Origin of the sequence: Imperialibacter sp., from assembly GCF_040222815.1 — a bacterium.
Lineage (GTDB): Bacteria > Bacteroidota > Bacteroidia > Cytophagales > Cyclobacteriaceae > Imperialibacter.
Genome location: NZ_JAVKCH010000019.1, coordinates 1 through 18006 on the forward strand (window position 1 = coordinate 1; position 18006 = coordinate 18006).

The following is an 18006-nucleotide window of genomic DNA, read 5'->3' on the forward strand; positions in this document are numbered from 1 at the left end:
AACTCTTCTCACAGGATAAACCTCTCTGGAGAATCATTAAGAAAAGGAATGCTGAAGTAATATTTTTTACCCAAATTACAGCGCTCTCAAAGTGGCATAGATAAACCGAAATGGGTGGCATGGTCTGACCGAAATAGCCAATAACTTCCTTCCTGATAGTTGTATAATTGAATTTCCTTGTCGTGATGAATAGTTGGTGAAATCTGTTTACCCATCATCAAAGCGGCACCAACGGGCACAGCCGTAAAAAGATGTATTTTGGAAACATTTGGTAAGTTGTTTTTTACACTATCTAATACATCTCTGAATTCTATCCCAACCTTTTGCGAGCCGCTATGAGATGTGAAAGAATCTAGTTCAGAATTTTTCGCTTTTTTATATATATGTGCGACAAGAGGATCCGGGAAATTTTCAACGTCTGCCTTTTCAATTGAATAGTGTGTGGAAAATCTTAGTGAAACCTCTCCTTCTGCTACTAATTCTTCCTTGGGATTTCCGGTGCTCTCAAATGCCGGAAACTTCGCTGAGGAACTATTGTAAACCCATTGATTCGATTCATGGTGCTTTTGGAACACTTCGCAATTTTGAGCGCTTCCCATCAAGTGTCCTAAATGTATAGCTAATGGAATATGCGCCATACCAAAATATACAACCCCGAAACCTGGATTAGATTTTATGACTGGATGAACACTATCCTTCCATATCGAAGTCTGTTGATGAGCCACAGACTTCCAATCAATTCCGGCTTCATCGCCGAGCTCTTTCATAATTGGTTTGATTTCCATGACCCTTCTGTCCAGGTCTTTCCATTTTTTTGGAAGAGCGTCAAAGATCTCTTCTATAGAAATCTTACCGAAAGTCTGGTGAGAAATAATTATTAGCCCGACATAATTATTCATGTTGTTTAAATTCAGGTGATGGTTTAGTTTTTTCGATGACGCTGCGAATTGTCTCAATTGAAAGAGGGGAATCGGATTTAATAGATTTGACTAGTGCATTTTCCCCAATTCTTCTGATGATATCGGAAAATGTAAAAGCTGGTTGTTTCTCTATACATTGTTTCACAAGACTTTGAAGTTCTAAATCTGTATATTTAATACCATCCAAAATTCCTTTTAGTAATAGGGTAATGGTTTCGGGATTTGGCCTTTCAAATTGAATTTGAAGACTTGCTCGGCGTTTAATTGCCGGATCGATAGAACCACCCCGATTGGTTATTAAAATCACTGCCATCTTTCCATTATTTCGTTCAAGACTATCAAGCTCTTTAATAAGGACATTGACGCCGGCTCGATCTTCGTGATGTGCTTGCATTTGCTCACGACTAGTTGCAAGGTCGTCGGCTTCATCAATAATTAGAATTCCAAATTCTCGGCTAGTTAGCTTAGATTTTGCGTCCTTAAACGTTTCAACAATTCTCTTAGAAATGTCACCTACGTACCCCCCAGCTCGTATATCTGTGGGAGTCTCGAACACCTTGATCGTCTGACCTCCCATCAATGTCGAGAGTGGAGAAGCGACGGAAAGTGCCAATTCAGTTTTGCCGCAACCTACATCCCCAGATAGTATAATTGCAGGTGACCTTGATTTGATCCGCTCCAGAAACGGCAGCCCGTCTTTATGATGTTTTTTTTTCCAGCTCGCTATTCCATTTTCATCAAGGATGATTTTCAGCCCAAAAAGTAAACTCTCTTTTTCTTGATCCAGACCAATTAAACTGTCGAATTTTTTTTGAAACGCTTTATCGAAATGGAGTGTGGATACTACATCAATTTTTTCTACCATTTGCCTGTCAATTTTCTAGTCGCACTATAGTTTCCTGTAGAAAAAGCTCTGTCTTCTTCGCCATTTTCCCCCTGTAGACTTCCATTGTTACCCCATCCCCTTGTGCTCAAGTAATCATTTGTTTCTTGAGTCTTCTTTGTCCTTCGTATTACTATATTGATATTGGCATTTGCGGCAACAGACATAAATCGAATGCCGCCTGATTCATTGTCTCTCTGAATGGATCCAATATCGTCAATTTCGTATCTAACAATCCACTTTTCATTTCCCGATGTAAATTGTAATTCAGCTATTTCTAATTCCCTCTTCAGTGCTATATATTGGATATCCTCGAAGGTCGACTTCAACCAATTCAAATCAATCGAACTAAACCCTCGTGTGCGGATTGCCCAAAAGTCATCCTCGATTTTTTTGAAGACATCCCGAATATTCGCATCAGTTGCTGATCGGGTTCCCGAAAGTGAGTTTGTAGAATATGCTGTCATTTTTTTAGTCTTCAGTGTGGTTTTTATATGCACTGCCAAATAGTTTAATGAATTCTGCTTTGGCCTTGGACTCATCGCCATTGTCCGCCAATCTCAGGGCTCGATTCACATGATCTCTACCGTCTGCAAGCCATTTGGCTAATTCATCAATAGATCGATTGTTCCATTTTGTATAATTTCCTACCACGTTGTTGTTTTTATCGACCGGATCCAGAACAATCCAATTCGCATTTAGATCTTTTTCCCAAGTCTTATAATTATCTTTAAAGACAACAGCATCCCTATTATGGGCCAGATTTTCAAGGTAAGCAAACCACATGGCAAGCGTTTCGGGATAGGTTGACTTGACACCACACTCATCAAAAGCCTTTGCACACAATAGGTCTATGAGAAAGCTAGGGATCGAATGATCGCCTTTCTCATTTCCAAACACCCCAGAAGACTCTTGCATTTCATATCTCCACCATTTAAAAAGTCGAACCATATCACTGAATTTTACAATACCCCATTCGTCTTTGCTTGTCGCAACTCGTGAATGTGTGAACTCAATATGTTTTAAAACGGAGGTCTTCCACTCATCTCCATTCGTTCTGACCAATATTTGATGATCATTATTGCCAGATTTGAATAATGGTACAAGGTCATAGTGTAACTTTTTACCTATGAATTTTAAGGGAGCGCTACTTTTCGTGAGGGGTGGATGTTCGGAATCAGGATAGCATAATTTTGCAAAAGATTGAAAATCTGGAACAAGGCATTTCAAATTACCCAAAAGATCTTTTTCCTTTTCAAGGATGAAAGAAAGATCAATATCCTGACCTTCAACGGAAGAATTTCCTTTGAGATGTCTCCTTAAACCAGTGCCTTTTGGTAGTGATCCAGATATTACAGCGTCAACGACAACCAAGCCATTTTCCTCCGCTTTGTTTTTAATGTTTTCGAGGACTTTTTGCGCATGATCCCAAGTAGCAGACTCATCGTCGGGTTCTGGAGCTATCCATTCCACAAAATTACGAGTCCAACGATGAAGTGAATTATGAGTAGTTATCTGCATTCGGATTAAATTTTCATCAGATGTAATCAAAAACTCGACCGAACACATTATTTGGGTAATTTGTCAGTCGAGTTAGATAATATTTCGCAAAATTACGACAAAATGTCATGAATATTCTGTCAGACTAAACGGCATGTCATGCCTTGTATCAACTGCTTTTATTCATAATATTTTTGTACTTAAATATTGAATCCATTGCTCTATTCAGATAATTCATAACGCTTATCAGATTTCTCTAACTGGTTATCTCTATCAGAGTGATTAGCTTTTATCCTATTTTAAGCAAGCTGTAAAGCTTTTTCACTACTGAAAGCCTTCAAGGTTTGCCAAAGATCTTCGAACCATCCACAGTTTGTTCTGCGTGAGGGATAGCAGCGGAAAGCCCGGAACCGCCCCCGATATATCGGGGCGGTGAGGACTTGAAGCGGATAGCCCGACCCCCGCCAGGTGATGTTCGTTTGTAGCGTGAGTTGGAGAAAAGAATGCCAAAAATGGTCTTAATCATAGCTATTCGAGATTCCGGATAAATAAAGCCCCCTTTTTGAATTTGGGGCTTTATTTTCCGGAATGACGAAATTCTTTTCTCCAACTCACGCTACTTAAGCAATACGTTACTGGCGGGGGGCACGCCCACATCAAAAAAATCCCCCTCCCATTCCCGCATTATCATGGCCCAAACCCGCTGGGCTTTAATGATTTCTTTTACTTTTGCACCTCAGTATTCAAAATTCGACTATAATGAAATTAGCGGTAGTAGGGGCCACAGGGCTTGTGGGCTCCGAGATGTTGAAAGTGCTGGAAGAAAGGAACTTCCACTTTGATGAGTTGTACCTGGTAGCGTCGGAACGCAGTGTCGGCACCCAAATAAAATACAAGGGTAAACAGTACAGCGTGATAGGCATGCAAACGGCGGTGGACATAAAACCTGATATCGCTATTTTTTCGGCCGGTGGCAGCACGTCGCTGGAGTGGGCGCCTAAGTTTGAGGCGGCGGGCACAATTGTGATCGACAACTCGTCGGCCTGGAGGATGGACCCTACCAAAAAGCTGGTGGTGCCGGAGATCAATGGCAGCACCCTTCGCATCGACGACCGCATTATTGCCAACCCCAACTGCTCCACCATTCAGATGGTGATGGTGCTGGCGCCTTTGCATAAGAAATATGGGATTAAGAGAGTGGTGGTGAGTACCTACCAGTCGGTGACGGGCACGGGCGTAAAAGCCGTGGATCAGATGATGGCCGAGCGGGCTGGAAAATCGGAGCCGAAGGTATACCCTCACCAGATAGATATGAATGTGCTGCCGCACATTGACGTGTTCCTCGACAATGGCTACACCAAGGAGGAGATGAAGATGGTGAAGGAAACGACCAAGATCATGGGCGACGACAGCATTAAAGTGACGGCTACTACGGTGCGTGTGCCTACGGTAGGTGGCCACAGCGAGGCGGTGAACGTGGAGTTTGTGAAAGACTTTGACCTGGGTGAGGTGCGTGACCTGATGAGCAATACGCCGGGTGTGGTGCTGCAGGACGAGCCGTCGAAGAATATTTACCCGATGCCGATTTGGGCGCATAACAAAGACGAGGTGTTTGTAGGCCGGATCCGCAGGGATGAGTCGCAGGCGAACACGATCAATATGTGGATAGTGGCGGACAACCTGCGCAAGGGGGCTGCTACCAATGCGGTGCAAATAGCGGAGTACCTGGTAGGAGCCAATCTGGTGTTTTGATTGAAGCGCTGAGCCAACCGGATGTTCAGGCTTTTTTGAAGGCCCATGCTACGGACAGTCCGGCGAAGCTTGCTTTGCAGAAGAACCTGCCGGGGGGAGTGAGTGCTTCCCTTCTGGCATCTCAACTAAAGGCCCGACAAAAGGCCAAAGACAAATTGCCATCCTGGCTGAGCCGGGATGGCATTATTTTTCCCCATGGCGTAGCCATGGAGCAGTGCTCGTCGGAAACGACGGCTCGGTTTAAAGCCGCCCGCTGGGCGGGCGGGTCCTTCGCCGACCTGACCGGGGGCACGGGCGTGGATACGTTTTTTTTCTCCCAGTCTTTTGAAAAAGGTGTGTATGTGGAGGCAGACGCCGAAAGGTGTGCCCTGGCCAGGCACAATTTTGGGGTGCTGGGTGCTGAGCATTTGCAGGTGGTGCAAAGCACCGCCGAGGCTTTTTTGGCCACCAACACCGATTCTTTTGACCTTATCTATATCGACCCCGACCGCCGGGCGGGCCACAAGCGGGCGATTGGCTTTAGCGACAGCACGCCCGATGTGGTGCAGCTATTGCCGGAGCTGCTGAAAAGGGCCACCACCGTGCTGATCAAGGCGTCGCCGATGATCGACATACAGCAGGGCCTGCGTGACCTGGGCAGCGTGAGCAAGGTGCTGGTGCTGGCGGTGAACAACGAATGCAAGGAGGTGTTGTTTGTGTGTGACAATAGCGGCGGACCTGTGGAGTTAGAAGCCTGGCAGGTGCAGGGTGGGCAGGAAACTGTACTGCGCTTTAGCCTGGAAGAGGAGGCATCGGCTGGAGTGAGTTTCAGTGAGCCTGGGGCCTTCATTTACGATCCCAATGTGGCCATTACTAAATCGGGCGCTTACAAAACGGTGGCGGTTCGCTATGGGCTGAAGAAGCTCCACCCTAATACACATTTATATACGTCGGCCACGCTGGTGCCCGACTTCCCCGGCCGGACGTTCCGGGTGCTGGAGGTGCTGCCTTTTTCTTCGAAAGACTTGAAAAGCCTGAAGCTGCCTTTTGCCAAAGCCCATGTGATGAGCAAGAACTTTCCTCTGGAAGCGGCGGAGCTTCAAAAGCGCCTGAAGTTGAAAGAGGGCGAGGAGGGTTTTGTGATGGGGCTGACAGTGGGGAGTAGGGAGAGGGTGTTGGTGGTGGCGGAAAGGGTGTGAGATTGTTAAGAATAATGATTTTTGAAGCGGCGAGACGCCGAATGAAGGAACTCACAAGCCTGCCCGGATGGGGCGACCCTTGCGAGATGGGAGGGTGGCGAATCTCAATGAATCAAGTCAGAAGGTACTTGCTCCCAACCATCCATCGGTACCTCAAACCTACCTGTTATTGGATGATCAAATAGGATTTCAAAAAAGACAGGATTGTCGATATAGTATTTCAGCACATATCGATCTCCCACAGTCGCTTCTTTGCACTGTGGCGAAAAACAATGCACCCTAATGTCCTCCGAGCCAACACGGTAAATCACTGTTTTCCCAACACCCTTACTGTCGCTGTATTTCTCTAAAATTTCGCCGATAGTGTACCTGACCTCAGAATTGTTCACGGTATAGCCCTTATAGAAAACATATGTAAGCGCCGAAACAAGCAGCGAAGCAATAAGAATCTTTGCGGATAAGGGTACGCCATCGTCTTTTCCCAACATTACTATTCATCCATTTGAAACATGCTGCCGAGATTTACATTTGATCATGGGTAAACTTCACACTTTGTTGAAGTCAGACTCTCCGCAGCGAACAATTTTGCAACTAAATATAGTTTAGCAAATCTTATTTCTTCGTGTTTAGTGTTGGTAGCCCGGTGGATTTAAGCTGCCTGTTGGCCTTCTCCAATTTTTCTGGAAAAAGCACCTTGCTGCTAAGCTTGTCCAGTGATTTGTCAACTTTCACAATCGGAATCTTTTTTCGATTTAACTCTTTGATTTCCAGACTATGAAAGTAGTGTTTTTTTAAGTCTTACAAGAAATCAGCACCACGCAATAACTGTTGCGAAACGGCGAGACACCACAGCCAAATCTCCACAAGCCCGCCCGGGCGGGGGAAGACCCTTGCGAGATGGGAGCTATCGAACCCTAATACCAAACCCTACCAAATAGTCATTTCTTTTCATTTTGAAGTTAAGAACTTGTCGGCTTCGGCCTTCTTCATTATTGTCATATTGGGTCGCATCTCCGAAAGTGTTGAACTGAAGCTGGCCAAAAATACCTATATGCCTTCCTAGCTTTCCTTCAAGCCCAGCGGCTGCCAGAAAACCAGGCTGGGGATTTGCCGACTCAAATTCGTAATAGTCTTCATCGTAGTAGCCTTCATATTGTACGTACCGTTTTCGTCCAACATCGCCCCCGTATTTCATTGATCTAAGGATCATGCCCGCCCGGATATATGGTGTGATTTTACTTTTCGAGAATAGCTCATAGTGGATTACCAGAGGGATTTTCGTCATTTTTCCGTCGATAATTACATCATTAACGGCTTCTGCAATGTTTCCATTAGGGAAAACATATGGTACGTTATGCAAAAACGAATAGTCAAATTGCGAGAAGTTCATTCCTACCTCTACCATCAATCTATCGCTAATTCTCGGAAGTAATATACCGATGGCAAAACCGGTTTGGCGAATCGAACTTTCTATAGGGCCACTGCCTAGCAAGGTTTCGTCCCCGGTGGTGTTACCTGAATAATCGAATGCTAGCTTCATCTGGCCAAAGTCGGTGTACACAGAAGGCGCAAGCCTGGCTATTGGTTTCTTTTTGAAGACTACCTCGTAGTCTGATCCTCGGCAGGTGTTGTATTGTTTGGTCAGACTAATAAGTTTATCACGATTGATATTGGTTTTCGATGGCGATAGCTCAATCTCCGGGCAGTCCTGAAACAGGTAGGTGAGAATGCCGAAATGCACAAGGTTAGCCTTGGCATTGGTATAGACACCGTTCTGTTCTCTTATCATGGGCGCACTTTCAATTACCATATACTGGAGCGTGTCCTTCTTGAAGATGAAGTGTTCCTTGTATTTATATAGCGAGGTTCGGCCTGTCACAAGCACTTCTATGAACTTCATGGGGCGATCAGGATCTACCTCCGTAATGCTTTCAGAGATAAAATAGTTGAGGCCCTCGATGCTAAAGCCTGCTATCTCTCCCGGTGCATACTTTATCACTTGATCTCCCTGGTCGGCCTTGAACTGGCATTGAGAGAAGTTGAGATAAAAATCCTTCTCGTTGATTTTGCCCTTTATAGTATCACCAGCGAGAGTGACGATAAACCCCTCTGTGAAGCTTTTTTGGCTGAAAAGTGGAAATGACAGAATTAATAGAATCAGGAATAGTTGTAGCTTTTTCATGTAACTTTATATTGAAAGGCCAATAATAGCTATCATGAGATAATTTTTTCTTTGACCAGGCTGTTTTTTTGGTTTTATTATACGATTTTTTTGCCGACCACTTTCCGGTCGTGGGCGGTGATGCCGGGTGTGAAGTGCAGTGGTCATGAGTGAAGACATGCCCAGAAAACGTTAAATTGTTGACGACCTGGAAAACTGTTATGCCAATTATTCAGATAAAGATGGTAATTGCCGCTCCTATTGAGAGGTGTTTTGATCTTTCGAGAAGTATCGACCTCCATAAAATATCCACCAGTCAAACAAAGGAAGAAGCAATAGCGGGCGTGACTTCGGGCCTTATTGGTTTGGGTGAAACAGTGACCTGGAGAGCAAGGCACTTCGGCATCAGGCAAACGCTGATGACAAGAATCACTGAGTTAGATTACCCAAATTTCTTTGTGGATGAGATGGTGGAGGGTGCTTTCAAGAGATTCCGTCATGAACACCATTTCAGGGATGTTGATGGGAAAACTGAAATGCGGGACTGTTTTGATTATGATTCGCCACTTGGCATCCTTGGGAAAGTATTTGACTCGATTGTGCTTAAGAGGTATATGCAGAACCTTTTGAAGCAACGGAATTTGGCTATTAAGGAATATGCTGAGTCTGATAAGTGGCGCATTGTGCTCAATATGTAAAAATCAAAAAACTGGATCAATTGAAAAATATGGGGGATTACCTTCCAACCCCAACATCTCGAGTGGTCATAAAAAAGCAATAGGTCCAAGCCTAACCTGGCCGGGCGAGACGCATTAAACCAGTTTTGCTTTTTTATTTAGCCACACACGAAACATTCAACACCCCAGAAATACAGATTGATCCAAAAAACTGCGATCTCAGGCCTTACTATTTTTACCCTGAAGCAAAGCTGAAAGCCCAAACCCCACGCAAAATATCGCCGTCGTGCTCAAAATGATGGTGAGGTTAGCATGGAAGGGGCTTTTGAAAGCCAGCCAGCCGTCGGCAGTGAAGAAAACCGGAGACAGGCTCAACCACAGAATCACTAGCACGCCAACTACCACACCGATGGCCGCATGCACACTTTTGGCCTTTTTGGAGATCACGCCTAAGAGAAAGAGACCAAGGACGCCTCCGCTGAAGACAGATGACAGCGCCCACCAGGCATCAAGCGCACTGGTCACGCCATTGAGGGCCAGGGCCACAAAAATGCTGCTGCCTCCCATGGCAAACGAAGCTGTGAGCAGTACCCGCATCGACTCTTTTTGGGTGGGTGTTCGGTTGAAGAACTTCTTATAGAAGTCGGACAGGATGACGGTGCCCGAGCTGTTGATACTGGTAGAGACCGTACTCATACCCGCTGCAAAGATGGAGGCAATCAACAACCCTGTAACGCCGGTCGGCAACCCGGTGACAATAAAATAAGGGAATACCTTATCGCCTGCGCCTTGCAAATCGGCGGGCAGCAGGTCGGGCTGGGCCTGGTAGTAAGCGAACAAGGCCGTGCCGATAAAAAAGAAAAGCAGCGATACGGGCACGTACAACAAGCTCCCCAGCCAGGTCGATTTCTCCGCTGCTTTTTGGGTGCGGGCACTGAGATAGCGCTGCACATAGTTCTGGTCGATGCCAAAGTTCTGCAGGTTGATGAACAGGCCATAAATCAGCAGCAGCCAGAAAGTGGAGGTGGTAAAGTCGAAGTAGAAGCTGCCCAAGCTGAATTTGTTAGCTTCCGAGGCAAGGGTAAATACCTGGCCCGGTCCTTCGGGCATAGAAAACATGATGACGAGCAGGCTGGCCAATGCACCTCCAATGAGGATGATGCCCTGAATGGCGTCTGTCCATACAACAGCCTCAAAGCCACCAAGTGAGGCGTATACAATCACGCTGATACCTGTAACCACAATGATCAGCGGAATGCTCCACCCGAGCAGGGCATTCATGGGTAGGGCCAGAAGGTACATAATAGCACCCATGCGGGCCAGTTGCGTGAGGAGGTAGCAAACGGAAGCGTAGGTGCCAGCCCAGGGCCCGAAACGTTGCTCCAGGTAGTAGTACGCCGACTCGCTCTGTAGTTTTCGGTAAAGAGGCACGAAATACTTCACAGCTACTATGGCTGCCAAAGGGATGGAAAGGCTGAAGACAAAGCCGTTCCAGTTGCCCATGTAGGCGTTGCCTGGCAACGCCAAAAAGCTGATACTGCTGACAAACGTAGCGAAGATGGACATGCCAATCGCCCAGGCGGGTAGCCTGCCGCCACCCAGGGTGTAGTCTTCGGCGGTTCGTTTGCGAAACGAAAACGAGATGCCGAAGCCGATGATCAGCAGCATGTAAATGAAGAAGATGGCCAGGTCAATAATTGGCAAGTCCATGGTAGGTAGGTGTTAGTTTTGCGTAGGGATGGTTAAAGTAAGCCTCTTTTTTCAAGTGTCAATTTAAACTGTTCGATGATAGGCGTCACATGTTTTGTTTCAGCGGCGTCGAAGGCTGCCAGTGGCGGAGCCATGTGGCTATGGCAAATGTTCATCAGCGACAAGGCAGTTTTGATGCTCTTGAGGTAACTGGAGCTGTACATGCCCACTCCATAAAGGCTGTTGCTGATGCCCATGACTATGCTTTGGAGATCCGCAACTGTGACAAAATCCTTTTGCGCCGCAGCTTGATAAAGTTTTACAAACAGCTTCGGAAACATATTTGCTCCTCCGCTCACTCCGCCGTGGCCTCCCATCAACACCGACTCGGCCATGGCTTCCTCCGGCCCGACCAGCAAGGTGAAATCAGGTTTTGTACGCAGCGACTGATACAGCGACTGGAAGTAGACTGAGTTGGCCGAGCTGTCTTTGAGTCCGATGATGTTTGGATGGTCTGAGAGCCTGATAGCAGTGTTCACTTCGATGTGCACTTTACACAGCCCTGGCATATTGTAGAGGAAAAGCGGCAGGGTCAGGCTTCCGGCCAGCTTTTCGTAATAATTGAAGAGCTCCTTTTGGTTTAGATTGAAATAGTAGGGCGGTGCGGCTACTACTGCCGAGGCTCCAGCTACATGTGCTGCTTCCGCCAGACTGAGGCTCTCGGTCAACGAGGTGTCGGTAACGCCCACCAGCACCGGCACTCTGCCGGCCGCTGCCCGGCAAGTTTCTTTAATCAGCTGATGCCTTACCGAATAGCTAAGGCTCGTCGATTCGCCGGTGGAGCCCAGGATAAACAAGCCGCCAACCCCTCCAGCTATCAAATGCTCCACCACTTTGTTGAGACCTGTCAGGTCAAGGCTCATGTCTTCGAGCAAAGGCGTCACCATGGGTGGGATGATGCCGATGAGCGGTTGTTTCAATTTTTTGTTCCCAGTCATATAGTTGCTATCAAAAATTTATTTCAAAATGAATACCTGGTACCAGGCACCGTCAGCGGTTACCACCTTTCGGTTGTAAGCGAGCACATGCCCTTCGTTTGACCAGTTGATGTTGTCCAGATCAGTGCTGTCGTAGCTCCTGTCAGGGGACACCTTCGATGTTTCGCCTGTTTGAATATTGGTGAGGTACACGTCCTGGTTGTAGCCGTAGGCCAAATATTTTCCGTCGGCACTGATGCTGAACGAGGTGTCAAGTGAAAAGCCATTGTGCGTGATTTGCCTGGTGTCGCCGCCGTTTGGTGAAACAGCATGCACTTGCACAAAGCCGTTGTCATCTTTCATAGGAAAGAAAACCATTGAACCGTCGGGCAGACTGCGCAGCCATTGCCGTGGACCTTGAACGCCGGGGTACTTTCGGTCGGCGGTGTAGGTGAGCCTTCTTTGTCGGACGCCCGCCGGGGGAAAGGGTCGTGAGGTGGTAGTTCCTTCCAATGGCCTCTCCGGATCGGATTTGGTGAGATCAGTATCGAGATCGACAATGAAAACTTCAGCCACTAGCTGGCCATTGGCGGCTCTTGTGTCGCCTAAAAAAGCTAATGCTTTTTGCACCCGACTACCATCCGGTTTCAGGTAGCCATTGGTACCAACCCATCCTTCTTCGTAAGCCTTCTCAATCTCATCGCTGCCTGGTTGGGGTTTTTCTATTGTTTCGCTCACGATCACTGAAAACATGGTACCGCCGAAGCTTTCGGCTGTCTCACTTTCCACGGCCACAGGCCCTTTGTCGATCATGACGCCGATATTCCTCAGGTCTTTTTTCGTGGAATCTGTTTTGGACAGCTCCGCTATCACATCGTCGTTGTATGTAAAGCTGATCCATCGGCCATCGCCATTGTAGGAATGGGCGTGTGTACCGCCTCTCAGCGCCCCCGGAGTGAAGGGCGGAACTACGTCACGGGCATCCTTTCTGATTAGTTTGTTATTGTCGTCAAGATCAACAGTCAGACCGGTGCGCCGGGTAAAATCGTAAGGTTTTGAGGCGTCGAAGTGGGTGAGGCCATGGATGAAAAGGATTTCATTTTGCTTCGGATTGAAAGCCACAGCACCTACTCCGGGGCCGAACGCATTGGCTTTCGGCGCACTATAAACTTGCTTCACTTCTCCATGGGCAATATTGACCATTTCAATTGAAGGGTTCAGCCCAATTTGGGAACCGTCGTTTCTGTTGTCGTACACCAGCCATTGGTCGTCTGGCGAAAAGGCTTGCCTTTGATTTAAATAATGGCCTTTGGCATCTGTTGTGAGCTGATATTCTTTCAGGTTCATGTTGGTTTCGGCTGTTTTGGAAGGCCCGCAAGCTGCGACGATTAAAGCTAGTCCACAATAATATAGTCTGCTAAACACCATAGTTCTCATTGTGAAAGGTTCACTTCTTCCTGAATTTCTTGATCCGGTGAAAGGTTAGGAAGTTGGCGTCGTGGCTTCTGTGTGCCCCTCCCAGTCCATCGTCATAAGCTGTTCTCGACAGGAAGATGATGTCTTTGCCCTCAAACTGCCAGTCGACATACTGGAAACCATGTTTCACCGGGTCTTCATGTTGAAGGAGGACTTTCCTCAGTGTCCAGTCGTGCAGATTTTCAGAACTGAAGAGCACCTGGGTATTTCTCAGGCTGGCCGGGTTCTTCCCCTGGTTGGCGGCCTTTACTTCCTTCGGTATATAGTTGGCAATGGTCCAGTATAATTGACTTTCTGGGTCAAACCTGATGGCGAACTTTTTGCTTCCCCCGGGAAAAGGAACAAAGCCAGTTGTTTCATCAAACGTTGCTACTTTTCCATCGTCACTGATTGAAATAAAAGCAGCTTTTTCTTCCAGTGTGGAGCGATCATCCACCCGCAGTATGTCCAGTATTTTTCCCTCGGGCGACACCACCGCATTGCCTTCCAGCCAGCCTCCAAAATTACCTTCGAGGTAAATAGAGTCGTAGTACAGAGTATTGCTAAACGTCCAGTTGTCGGCCACCAGTGGGTCTTTTTCTACAGGAATCGACATCATAAAGGCCCCGTACCGCTTACCCCATTGTTTGATGGGGCCCATAGCGCTTTCCATCCCTTTCCACAGCCGACCATTGTGTTCAATCACGGGAACGGGGGCATTGTGGTACTCGCCTTCCAGCATCAGCCCGGTTTTGTTATCGACCGGTTCGGTCCACGTATTGCCGTTGTCGGTTGAGGTTCTGATAATGGTATGGCCGTGGTGCCTGTCGGTGCCGATGAAATAGAGCTTTCCCTCGCTCACAAAAAGCTTCGACCAAAAGGCACCATGAATTTCGGTCACAAACTTCCAGGATTTCCCTTTGTTCGTTGACCGGTAAATCCTGGAGTCAGCTTTCACATGTTCGTTGGAGTTGGGGCCAAAAAAGTCGTGAGAGGCAAGGTAGTCACCATTTGGGAGCACCGCCAGGCTCGGGGAGCCGATGTATTTTCCCGATGAAGCGGGACTGTGAGCGACAACAACGCCAGGCACCTTCGATACATCAGGTGCCTGGGCTGTCACCAAACTACATATGAGAACAAAGAGAATTACTGTACTAATTCGGTGCATCTTTCAGTGTTGCTAGTCGCCTTTTACAAAAGGAAAGTGTACGCTTACGAAGATCAGTCTTTAAATCGATCAACCACTGTCTGCTTTTACCAATAAATTGTATGATTTTAACATGTTGCTGTTTTAAGTCTGATAAAAAGTGACAACTTTATACTTAAATAGGCTAGCCGCCATCGTTTGACAGGCAACGAGCAGCATAGTATTTATGAAACCCCATTTTCACAAAGTACCCATTGGTGCTGAGAATTCATTCAGCATCCGGCACGATAGCCGGCCCAACTTTGGTACCCTGTGGCACTACCATCCCGAGCTCGAACTGCACTATATTGTGAGGGGAGAAGGAACACAATACATTGGCGACAATGTGAGCAACTTCGTTAGTGGCGACATGGTTTTTTTAGGGCAAAATCTGCCTCACACATGGCGCTGCAAAGAAGCGTATTTCGCAGGGGATGAAAATGTGCAGGTGGAGGCTTATGTGCTACATTTCCACCCAACTTGCTTCGGAAAGGACTTCCTTTCGTTGCCGGAAGCCTACCTTATTCCGAGGCTTTTTGAGAAAGCGAAGAAGGGGCTCAAGATTCACGGGGAAAGCAAGGCAAGACTGATTGAACTATTGGACGATGCCGCTCGTGCCGAAAGCCTCGACAGGGTGATCTACCTGCTATCCATTCTCAAAGTGCTGTCAGAAACTGACGAATTCGAGACCATCGCACCAGCCTACGCCTTCAGCCACCTGTCCAGCGAGTCAGAAATGGTGCGGCTCGAAAAAATTTACTCTTACGTGCTGGCACACTACAAGGAGAAAATCACCCTGGAGGAGGTGGCTTCGCTGGCCAACCTGAGCCTCACCTCCTTTTGCAGGTATTTCAAAACAATGACTAAGAAGACCTTTTCTGATTTCCTTACTGAGATACGAATCTCCAATGTGTGCCGGGCGATTGTAGAGGACAAGCTGCCCACCGAGGTGATCTGCTTTGAGTGTGGCTTCAACAACGTCTCCAATTTTTACCGGCATTTCAAAAAGGTGACGGGTATGACGCCTTTTGAGTATAAAAAGAAATACCTGGCGGAAGGTTAACGCCATCTTTCACAAAAAAGCCCGGCACCCTATTGGAGCCGGGCTTTCGTCCCGCTTTTATCTCCACTACTTCTTCCTGATATACACGTCGCCCTGCATGGTTTTGAAAAGGTATTCCTTTCCGCCGCCATTGATTTTGCCAAATACCCAGTCTTCGATAGATACTTTGTATACCCCATTGGACGAAGACTTGTCCACTTTTGGTGCCGACTTCTCTATCACCATATCGAAGTCGCTGAAGATGTCTCCCCGGTCAGAGCGCATTTTGGCTGTGGCCTTCACAGCTGCCGGGAATGTCACATCCACGTCACCGTTTAGGGTGGTAAAAGCCATTTGAGCTTCAGGGTTTACACTTTCAAGTGTCACTTTGATGTCGCCATTTACGGTATTGAGCACTGTTGATCCTCCCACCTGCGTCATTGTGATTTCTCCATTCACATTGCTGATCTCGTGGGCGCCGGTAACCCCTTTCACGTCAATGTCGCCATCGTTCACTGTGGAGAGTTTGAGGTCAAAGTTTTTCGGCACTTTGATGTTTAAAGTCATCGTAACTGCCCAGGAGTTAGTGGAAACTTTTACCGTGTTGCCTTTCTCGGTTGCCTCCAGCTCCATGGGGTTACTGCTGATGCGTTTCATGCCAGTGGGTGTTACCACGCCCCGGTCGTCGTTTTTCCCACCACCGGATACTGCCTCAATGATCACGTCCTTGCCATCGTAAGCGGCCAGATTGATGGATCCGTTGACCAGGCCTACTTCCAATTTGCCTTTTTCACCAGGTGAGGAAAGGGGAATAGCAATGGTTTCTTTGTTTCCCTCTTGCGCTTTGGCTGGTAGGGAAATGGCCGCCGCTAACAGCCCGATAAATGATAATTTGATAAATGTTCTCATTGTCCAATTATTTTGATTTTTTGACATAAATATCTCCGTTGAAGGTTTCGAAGGCCAGCAGATTGCCGCCCTTGCCCACCTTAATATTGTTTTTCTGTGTTAGCTTGTATTTGGTGCTGCCATTTTTCTCAGTCACCTCTTTCGTCCATGCGGGTGGCATTACTTCCAGCATTTCCATATCAGTATAGAAGGAGCCATTGAAGCTTTTGAAGGTAATGTCAGCATCGGGCTCACCCGGATAGTACACATTCACATCGCCATTGAGAGAATAGTAGCTGTTGCCACCCACCGGAGCCTTGGTATGCCGAACCAGCAGCTCTCCGTTAATGGTTCTTGCTTCCACGCTTCCTCCCATCTGTGTGAGGGTAACATCGCCGTTGACGTGGTGGGCCGATACGTTGCTGTTCATGCCGTCGATGGCAATAAAGCCGTCATTCACCGTGCGCACGTGCAGATTAACGCCTCTCGGCACTTTCACTTTGAAGTCGAAGCTGAATTTATAATCGACGTCCTTGCTCCAATTCCAATGGCAGTTGCACGGGCCTTCAATCCTTTCGTTGTGAATGAAAGGCGCCTTGTTGTAAAGCACCAGAGCGGAGTCGTCCTCTAATATACCGAGGCTCATTTCACTCTTTCCCTTGTCAAGCAATGCCTGCGTCTTTCCTGAAATGGTGAGCTCCGCCGTGACTATGATTTCCTGCCCGTCGTAGCCTTCTATTTGCAGGGAGCCGTTGATATTATAAATCTCAAGCACATTATCAGGCGAAGGCGTAGCAAACTTCAGCGTTTTCTCAATTTTGATTTTTTCTGTTTCAGTCGCCCGGGCATAGCCGAAGCAGCCAACCAGCAATATGATTAACAATAGATTCTTCATTTGATTAGTATTTAAGTCAATACCTCGATACTCTGTTGTACTTTTTGCCGCACAATGTCATTCAGGTCGTCTTTCTCTAAAAGCCCTTTGAGGGCCTCCACCGCTCCTTTTTCGTTGAGCGCTACCATGGCCTCCGCCAGGGCAATCTGCACCATGGGCGACGATTGCCTGCCGATGGAGCTCACCAAAGCTTGCCGCACTTCGGGATATCGCCCGAACCTCGCCAAAGCCTCTACGGTGACCATTCGCACATTCACATTTTCATCGGTATTCAATGTTTGAACAAGTGCCTCGATAACCCTGCTGTCTGCCTCCGGCAGCTCCGACGACAAGCTCACAGCCCTCAACCGGTCCTGAACGGCTGGCTTCTCAAGCAGTGTGAGCATCATCATTTGCTTCATGTCTTTCATTTCACTGGAAAGCGAGCTGATTTCTTGCTTGTACTCGCCGGAAGGCGAGAGAACGTACCCAAAGCCACCACCGACAGCGAAGATGAGCATGCCAAGTGCCAGCCGTCTCCAGGAAAATACTTCGAAAACATTGGCCCAGTTTACGGTTCCCTTTGGTGCTGTCACCTCTTTGCGGAACTCACTCAGGGTGGCGTAAAAACGCTCGTCCATTGTGGCTCCCGGCTCTGGTGTGGCGGGGAGTTCATCCATGGCCAGCCAGATTTTCTCAAGGCCTTCCAGTTCGGCTAGCTGTGCCGGGTTGGCCTGACTCTTAAAGCTTTCCCACTCCTGCAAAGTGATGGACCCATTCATGTAGTCCATCCATTTCTCTTTTAGTTGTTCCTGGCTCATGAT

At 47.3% G+C, this 18006-nt stretch carries 17 protein-coding genes; 4 read left to right on the top strand and 13 right to left on the bottom strand.

Features of this window, described 5'->3' with window-relative positions:
• Positions 1–86: 86 nt before the first annotated feature.
• The 4 genes from RIF36_RS07760 to RIF36_RS07775 are packed head-to-tail and all read right to left on the bottom strand — an operon-like array spanning position 87 to position 3324.
• The gene (locus RIF36_RS07760) at positions 87–899 is read right to left on the bottom strand and encodes an SAVED domain-containing protein (RefSeq protein WP_350124697.1); all 813 of its coding nucleotides are present in this window, start codon (positions 897–899) and stop codon (positions 87–89) included.
• Positions 892–1785, bottom strand: coding sequence for an AAA family ATPase (locus RIF36_RS07765; RefSeq protein ID WP_350124694.1), 894 nt, complete (start codon positions 1783–1785; stop codon positions 892–894). The genes RIF36_RS07760 and RIF36_RS07765 overlap by 8 nt, the downstream gene beginning before the upstream one ends.
• Positions 1779–2270 carry an HORMA-1 domain-containing protein gene (locus RIF36_RS07770; protein WP_350124691.1) on the bottom strand — a complete coding sequence of 164 codons (492 nt, stop codon included), beginning with the start codon at positions 2268–2270 and terminating at the stop codon, positions 1779–1781. The genes RIF36_RS07765 and RIF36_RS07770 overlap by 7 nt, the downstream gene beginning before the upstream one ends.
• Positions 2271–2274: 4 nt before the next feature.
• A complete protein-coding gene (locus RIF36_RS07775; protein ID WP_350124687.1) occupies positions 2275–3324 on the bottom strand; it encodes a CBASS oligonucleotide cyclase in 1050 nt (349 codons plus the stop codon).
• A 738-nt stretch (positions 3325–4062) separates the two neighbouring features.
• On the opposite strand from RIF36_RS07775, the gene RIF36_RS07780 reads away from it, so the two are divergent.
• Both RIF36_RS07780 and RIF36_RS07785 read left to right on the top strand, forming a co-directional pair.
• On the top strand, positions 4063–5055 hold the full coding sequence (locus RIF36_RS07780; protein ID WP_350124681.1) for an aspartate-semialdehyde dehydrogenase: 993 nt from the start codon (positions 4063–4065) through the stop codon (positions 5053–5055).
• Positions 5052–6233, top strand: coding sequence for a THUMP-like domain-containing protein (locus tag RIF36_RS07785; RefSeq protein ID WP_350124678.1), 1182 nt, complete (start codon positions 5052–5054; stop codon positions 6231–6233). Before RIF36_RS07780 ends, RIF36_RS07785 begins: the two co-directional genes overlap by 4 nt.
• 104 nt (positions 6234–6337) lie before the next feature.
• Here the strand turns inward: RIF36_RS07785 and RIF36_RS07790 are convergent, their stop codons facing one another.
• Both RIF36_RS07790 and RIF36_RS07795 read right to left on the bottom strand, forming a co-directional pair.
• The gene (locus RIF36_RS07790) at positions 6338–6721 is read right to left on the bottom strand and encodes a hypothetical protein (RefSeq protein WP_350124675.1); all 384 of its coding nucleotides are present in this window, start codon (positions 6719–6721) and stop codon (positions 6338–6340) included.
• 416 nt (positions 6722–7137) lie between these two features.
• Positions 7138–8415 carry a hypothetical protein gene (locus tag RIF36_RS07795; protein ID WP_350124672.1) on the bottom strand — a complete coding sequence of 426 codons (1278 nt, stop codon included), beginning with the start codon at positions 8413–8415 and terminating at the stop codon, positions 7138–7140.
• A gap of 179 nt (positions 8416–8594) precedes the next feature.
• Between RIF36_RS07795 and RIF36_RS07800 the strand changes: the two genes are divergently transcribed.
• Positions 8595–9092 (top strand): SRPBCC family protein, encoded by a 498-nt coding sequence (locus tag RIF36_RS07800; protein ID WP_350149332.1) that lies wholly within the window; start codon positions 8595–8597, stop codon positions 9090–9092.
• 198 nt (positions 9093–9290) lie between these two features.
• On the opposite strand, the gene RIF36_RS07805 is transcribed toward RIF36_RS07800, so the two are convergent.
• The 4 genes from RIF36_RS07805 to RIF36_RS07820 all read right to left on the bottom strand — a co-directional run bounded on the left by RIF36_RS07805 (position 9291) and on the right by RIF36_RS07820 (position 14360).
• Positions 9291–10781 (bottom strand): sodium:solute symporter family protein, encoded by a 1491-nt coding sequence (locus RIF36_RS07805; protein ID WP_350124666.1) that lies wholly within the window; start codon positions 10779–10781, stop codon positions 9291–9293.
• Between the two features lie 32 nt (positions 10782–10813).
• Positions 10814–11740, bottom strand: coding sequence for a dihydrodipicolinate synthase family protein (locus RIF36_RS07810; RefSeq protein ID WP_350124663.1), 927 nt, complete (start codon positions 11738–11740; stop codon positions 10814–10816).
• A 36-nt stretch (positions 11741–11776) separates the two neighbouring features.
• Positions 11777–13084 (bottom strand): DUF3748 domain-containing protein, encoded by a 1308-nt coding sequence (locus RIF36_RS07815; protein WP_350124660.1) that lies wholly within the window; start codon positions 13082–13084, stop codon positions 11777–11779.
• A 100-nt stretch (positions 13085–13184) separates the two neighbouring features.
• Positions 13185–14360, bottom strand: a complete 1176-nt coding sequence (locus RIF36_RS07820; RefSeq protein ID WP_350124657.1) for a sialidase family protein — start codon at positions 14358–14360, stop codon at positions 13185–13187.
• 205 nt (positions 14361–14565) lie between these two features.
• Between RIF36_RS07820 and RIF36_RS07825 the strand changes: the two genes are divergently transcribed.
• Positions 14566–15441 (top strand): AraC family transcriptional regulator, encoded by an 876-nt coding sequence (locus tag RIF36_RS07825; RefSeq protein ID WP_350124654.1) that lies wholly within the window; start codon positions 14566–14568, stop codon positions 15439–15441.
• A gap of 66 nt (positions 15442–15507) precedes the next feature.
• Here RIF36_RS07825 and RIF36_RS07830 read toward each other — a convergent pair whose 3' ends face one another.
• The 3 genes from RIF36_RS07830 to RIF36_RS07840 are packed head-to-tail and all read right to left on the bottom strand — an operon-like array spanning position 15508 to position 18003.
• Positions 15508–16329, bottom strand: coding sequence for a DUF4097 family beta strand repeat-containing protein (locus RIF36_RS07830; protein ID WP_350124651.1), 822 nt, complete (start codon positions 16327–16329; stop codon positions 15508–15510).
• Between the two features lie 7 nt (positions 16330–16336).
• Positions 16337–17203 carry a DUF4097 family beta strand repeat-containing protein gene (locus RIF36_RS07835; protein WP_350124648.1) on the bottom strand — a complete coding sequence of 289 codons (867 nt, stop codon included), beginning with the start codon at positions 17201–17203 and terminating at the stop codon, positions 16337–16339.
• 11 nt (positions 17204–17214) lie between these two features.
• Entirely contained in the window at positions 17215–18003 is a 789-nt protein-coding gene (locus RIF36_RS07840) for a HEAT repeat domain-containing protein (protein ID WP_350124645.1), read from the bottom strand.
• Positions 18004–18006 lie beyond the last annotated feature (3 nt).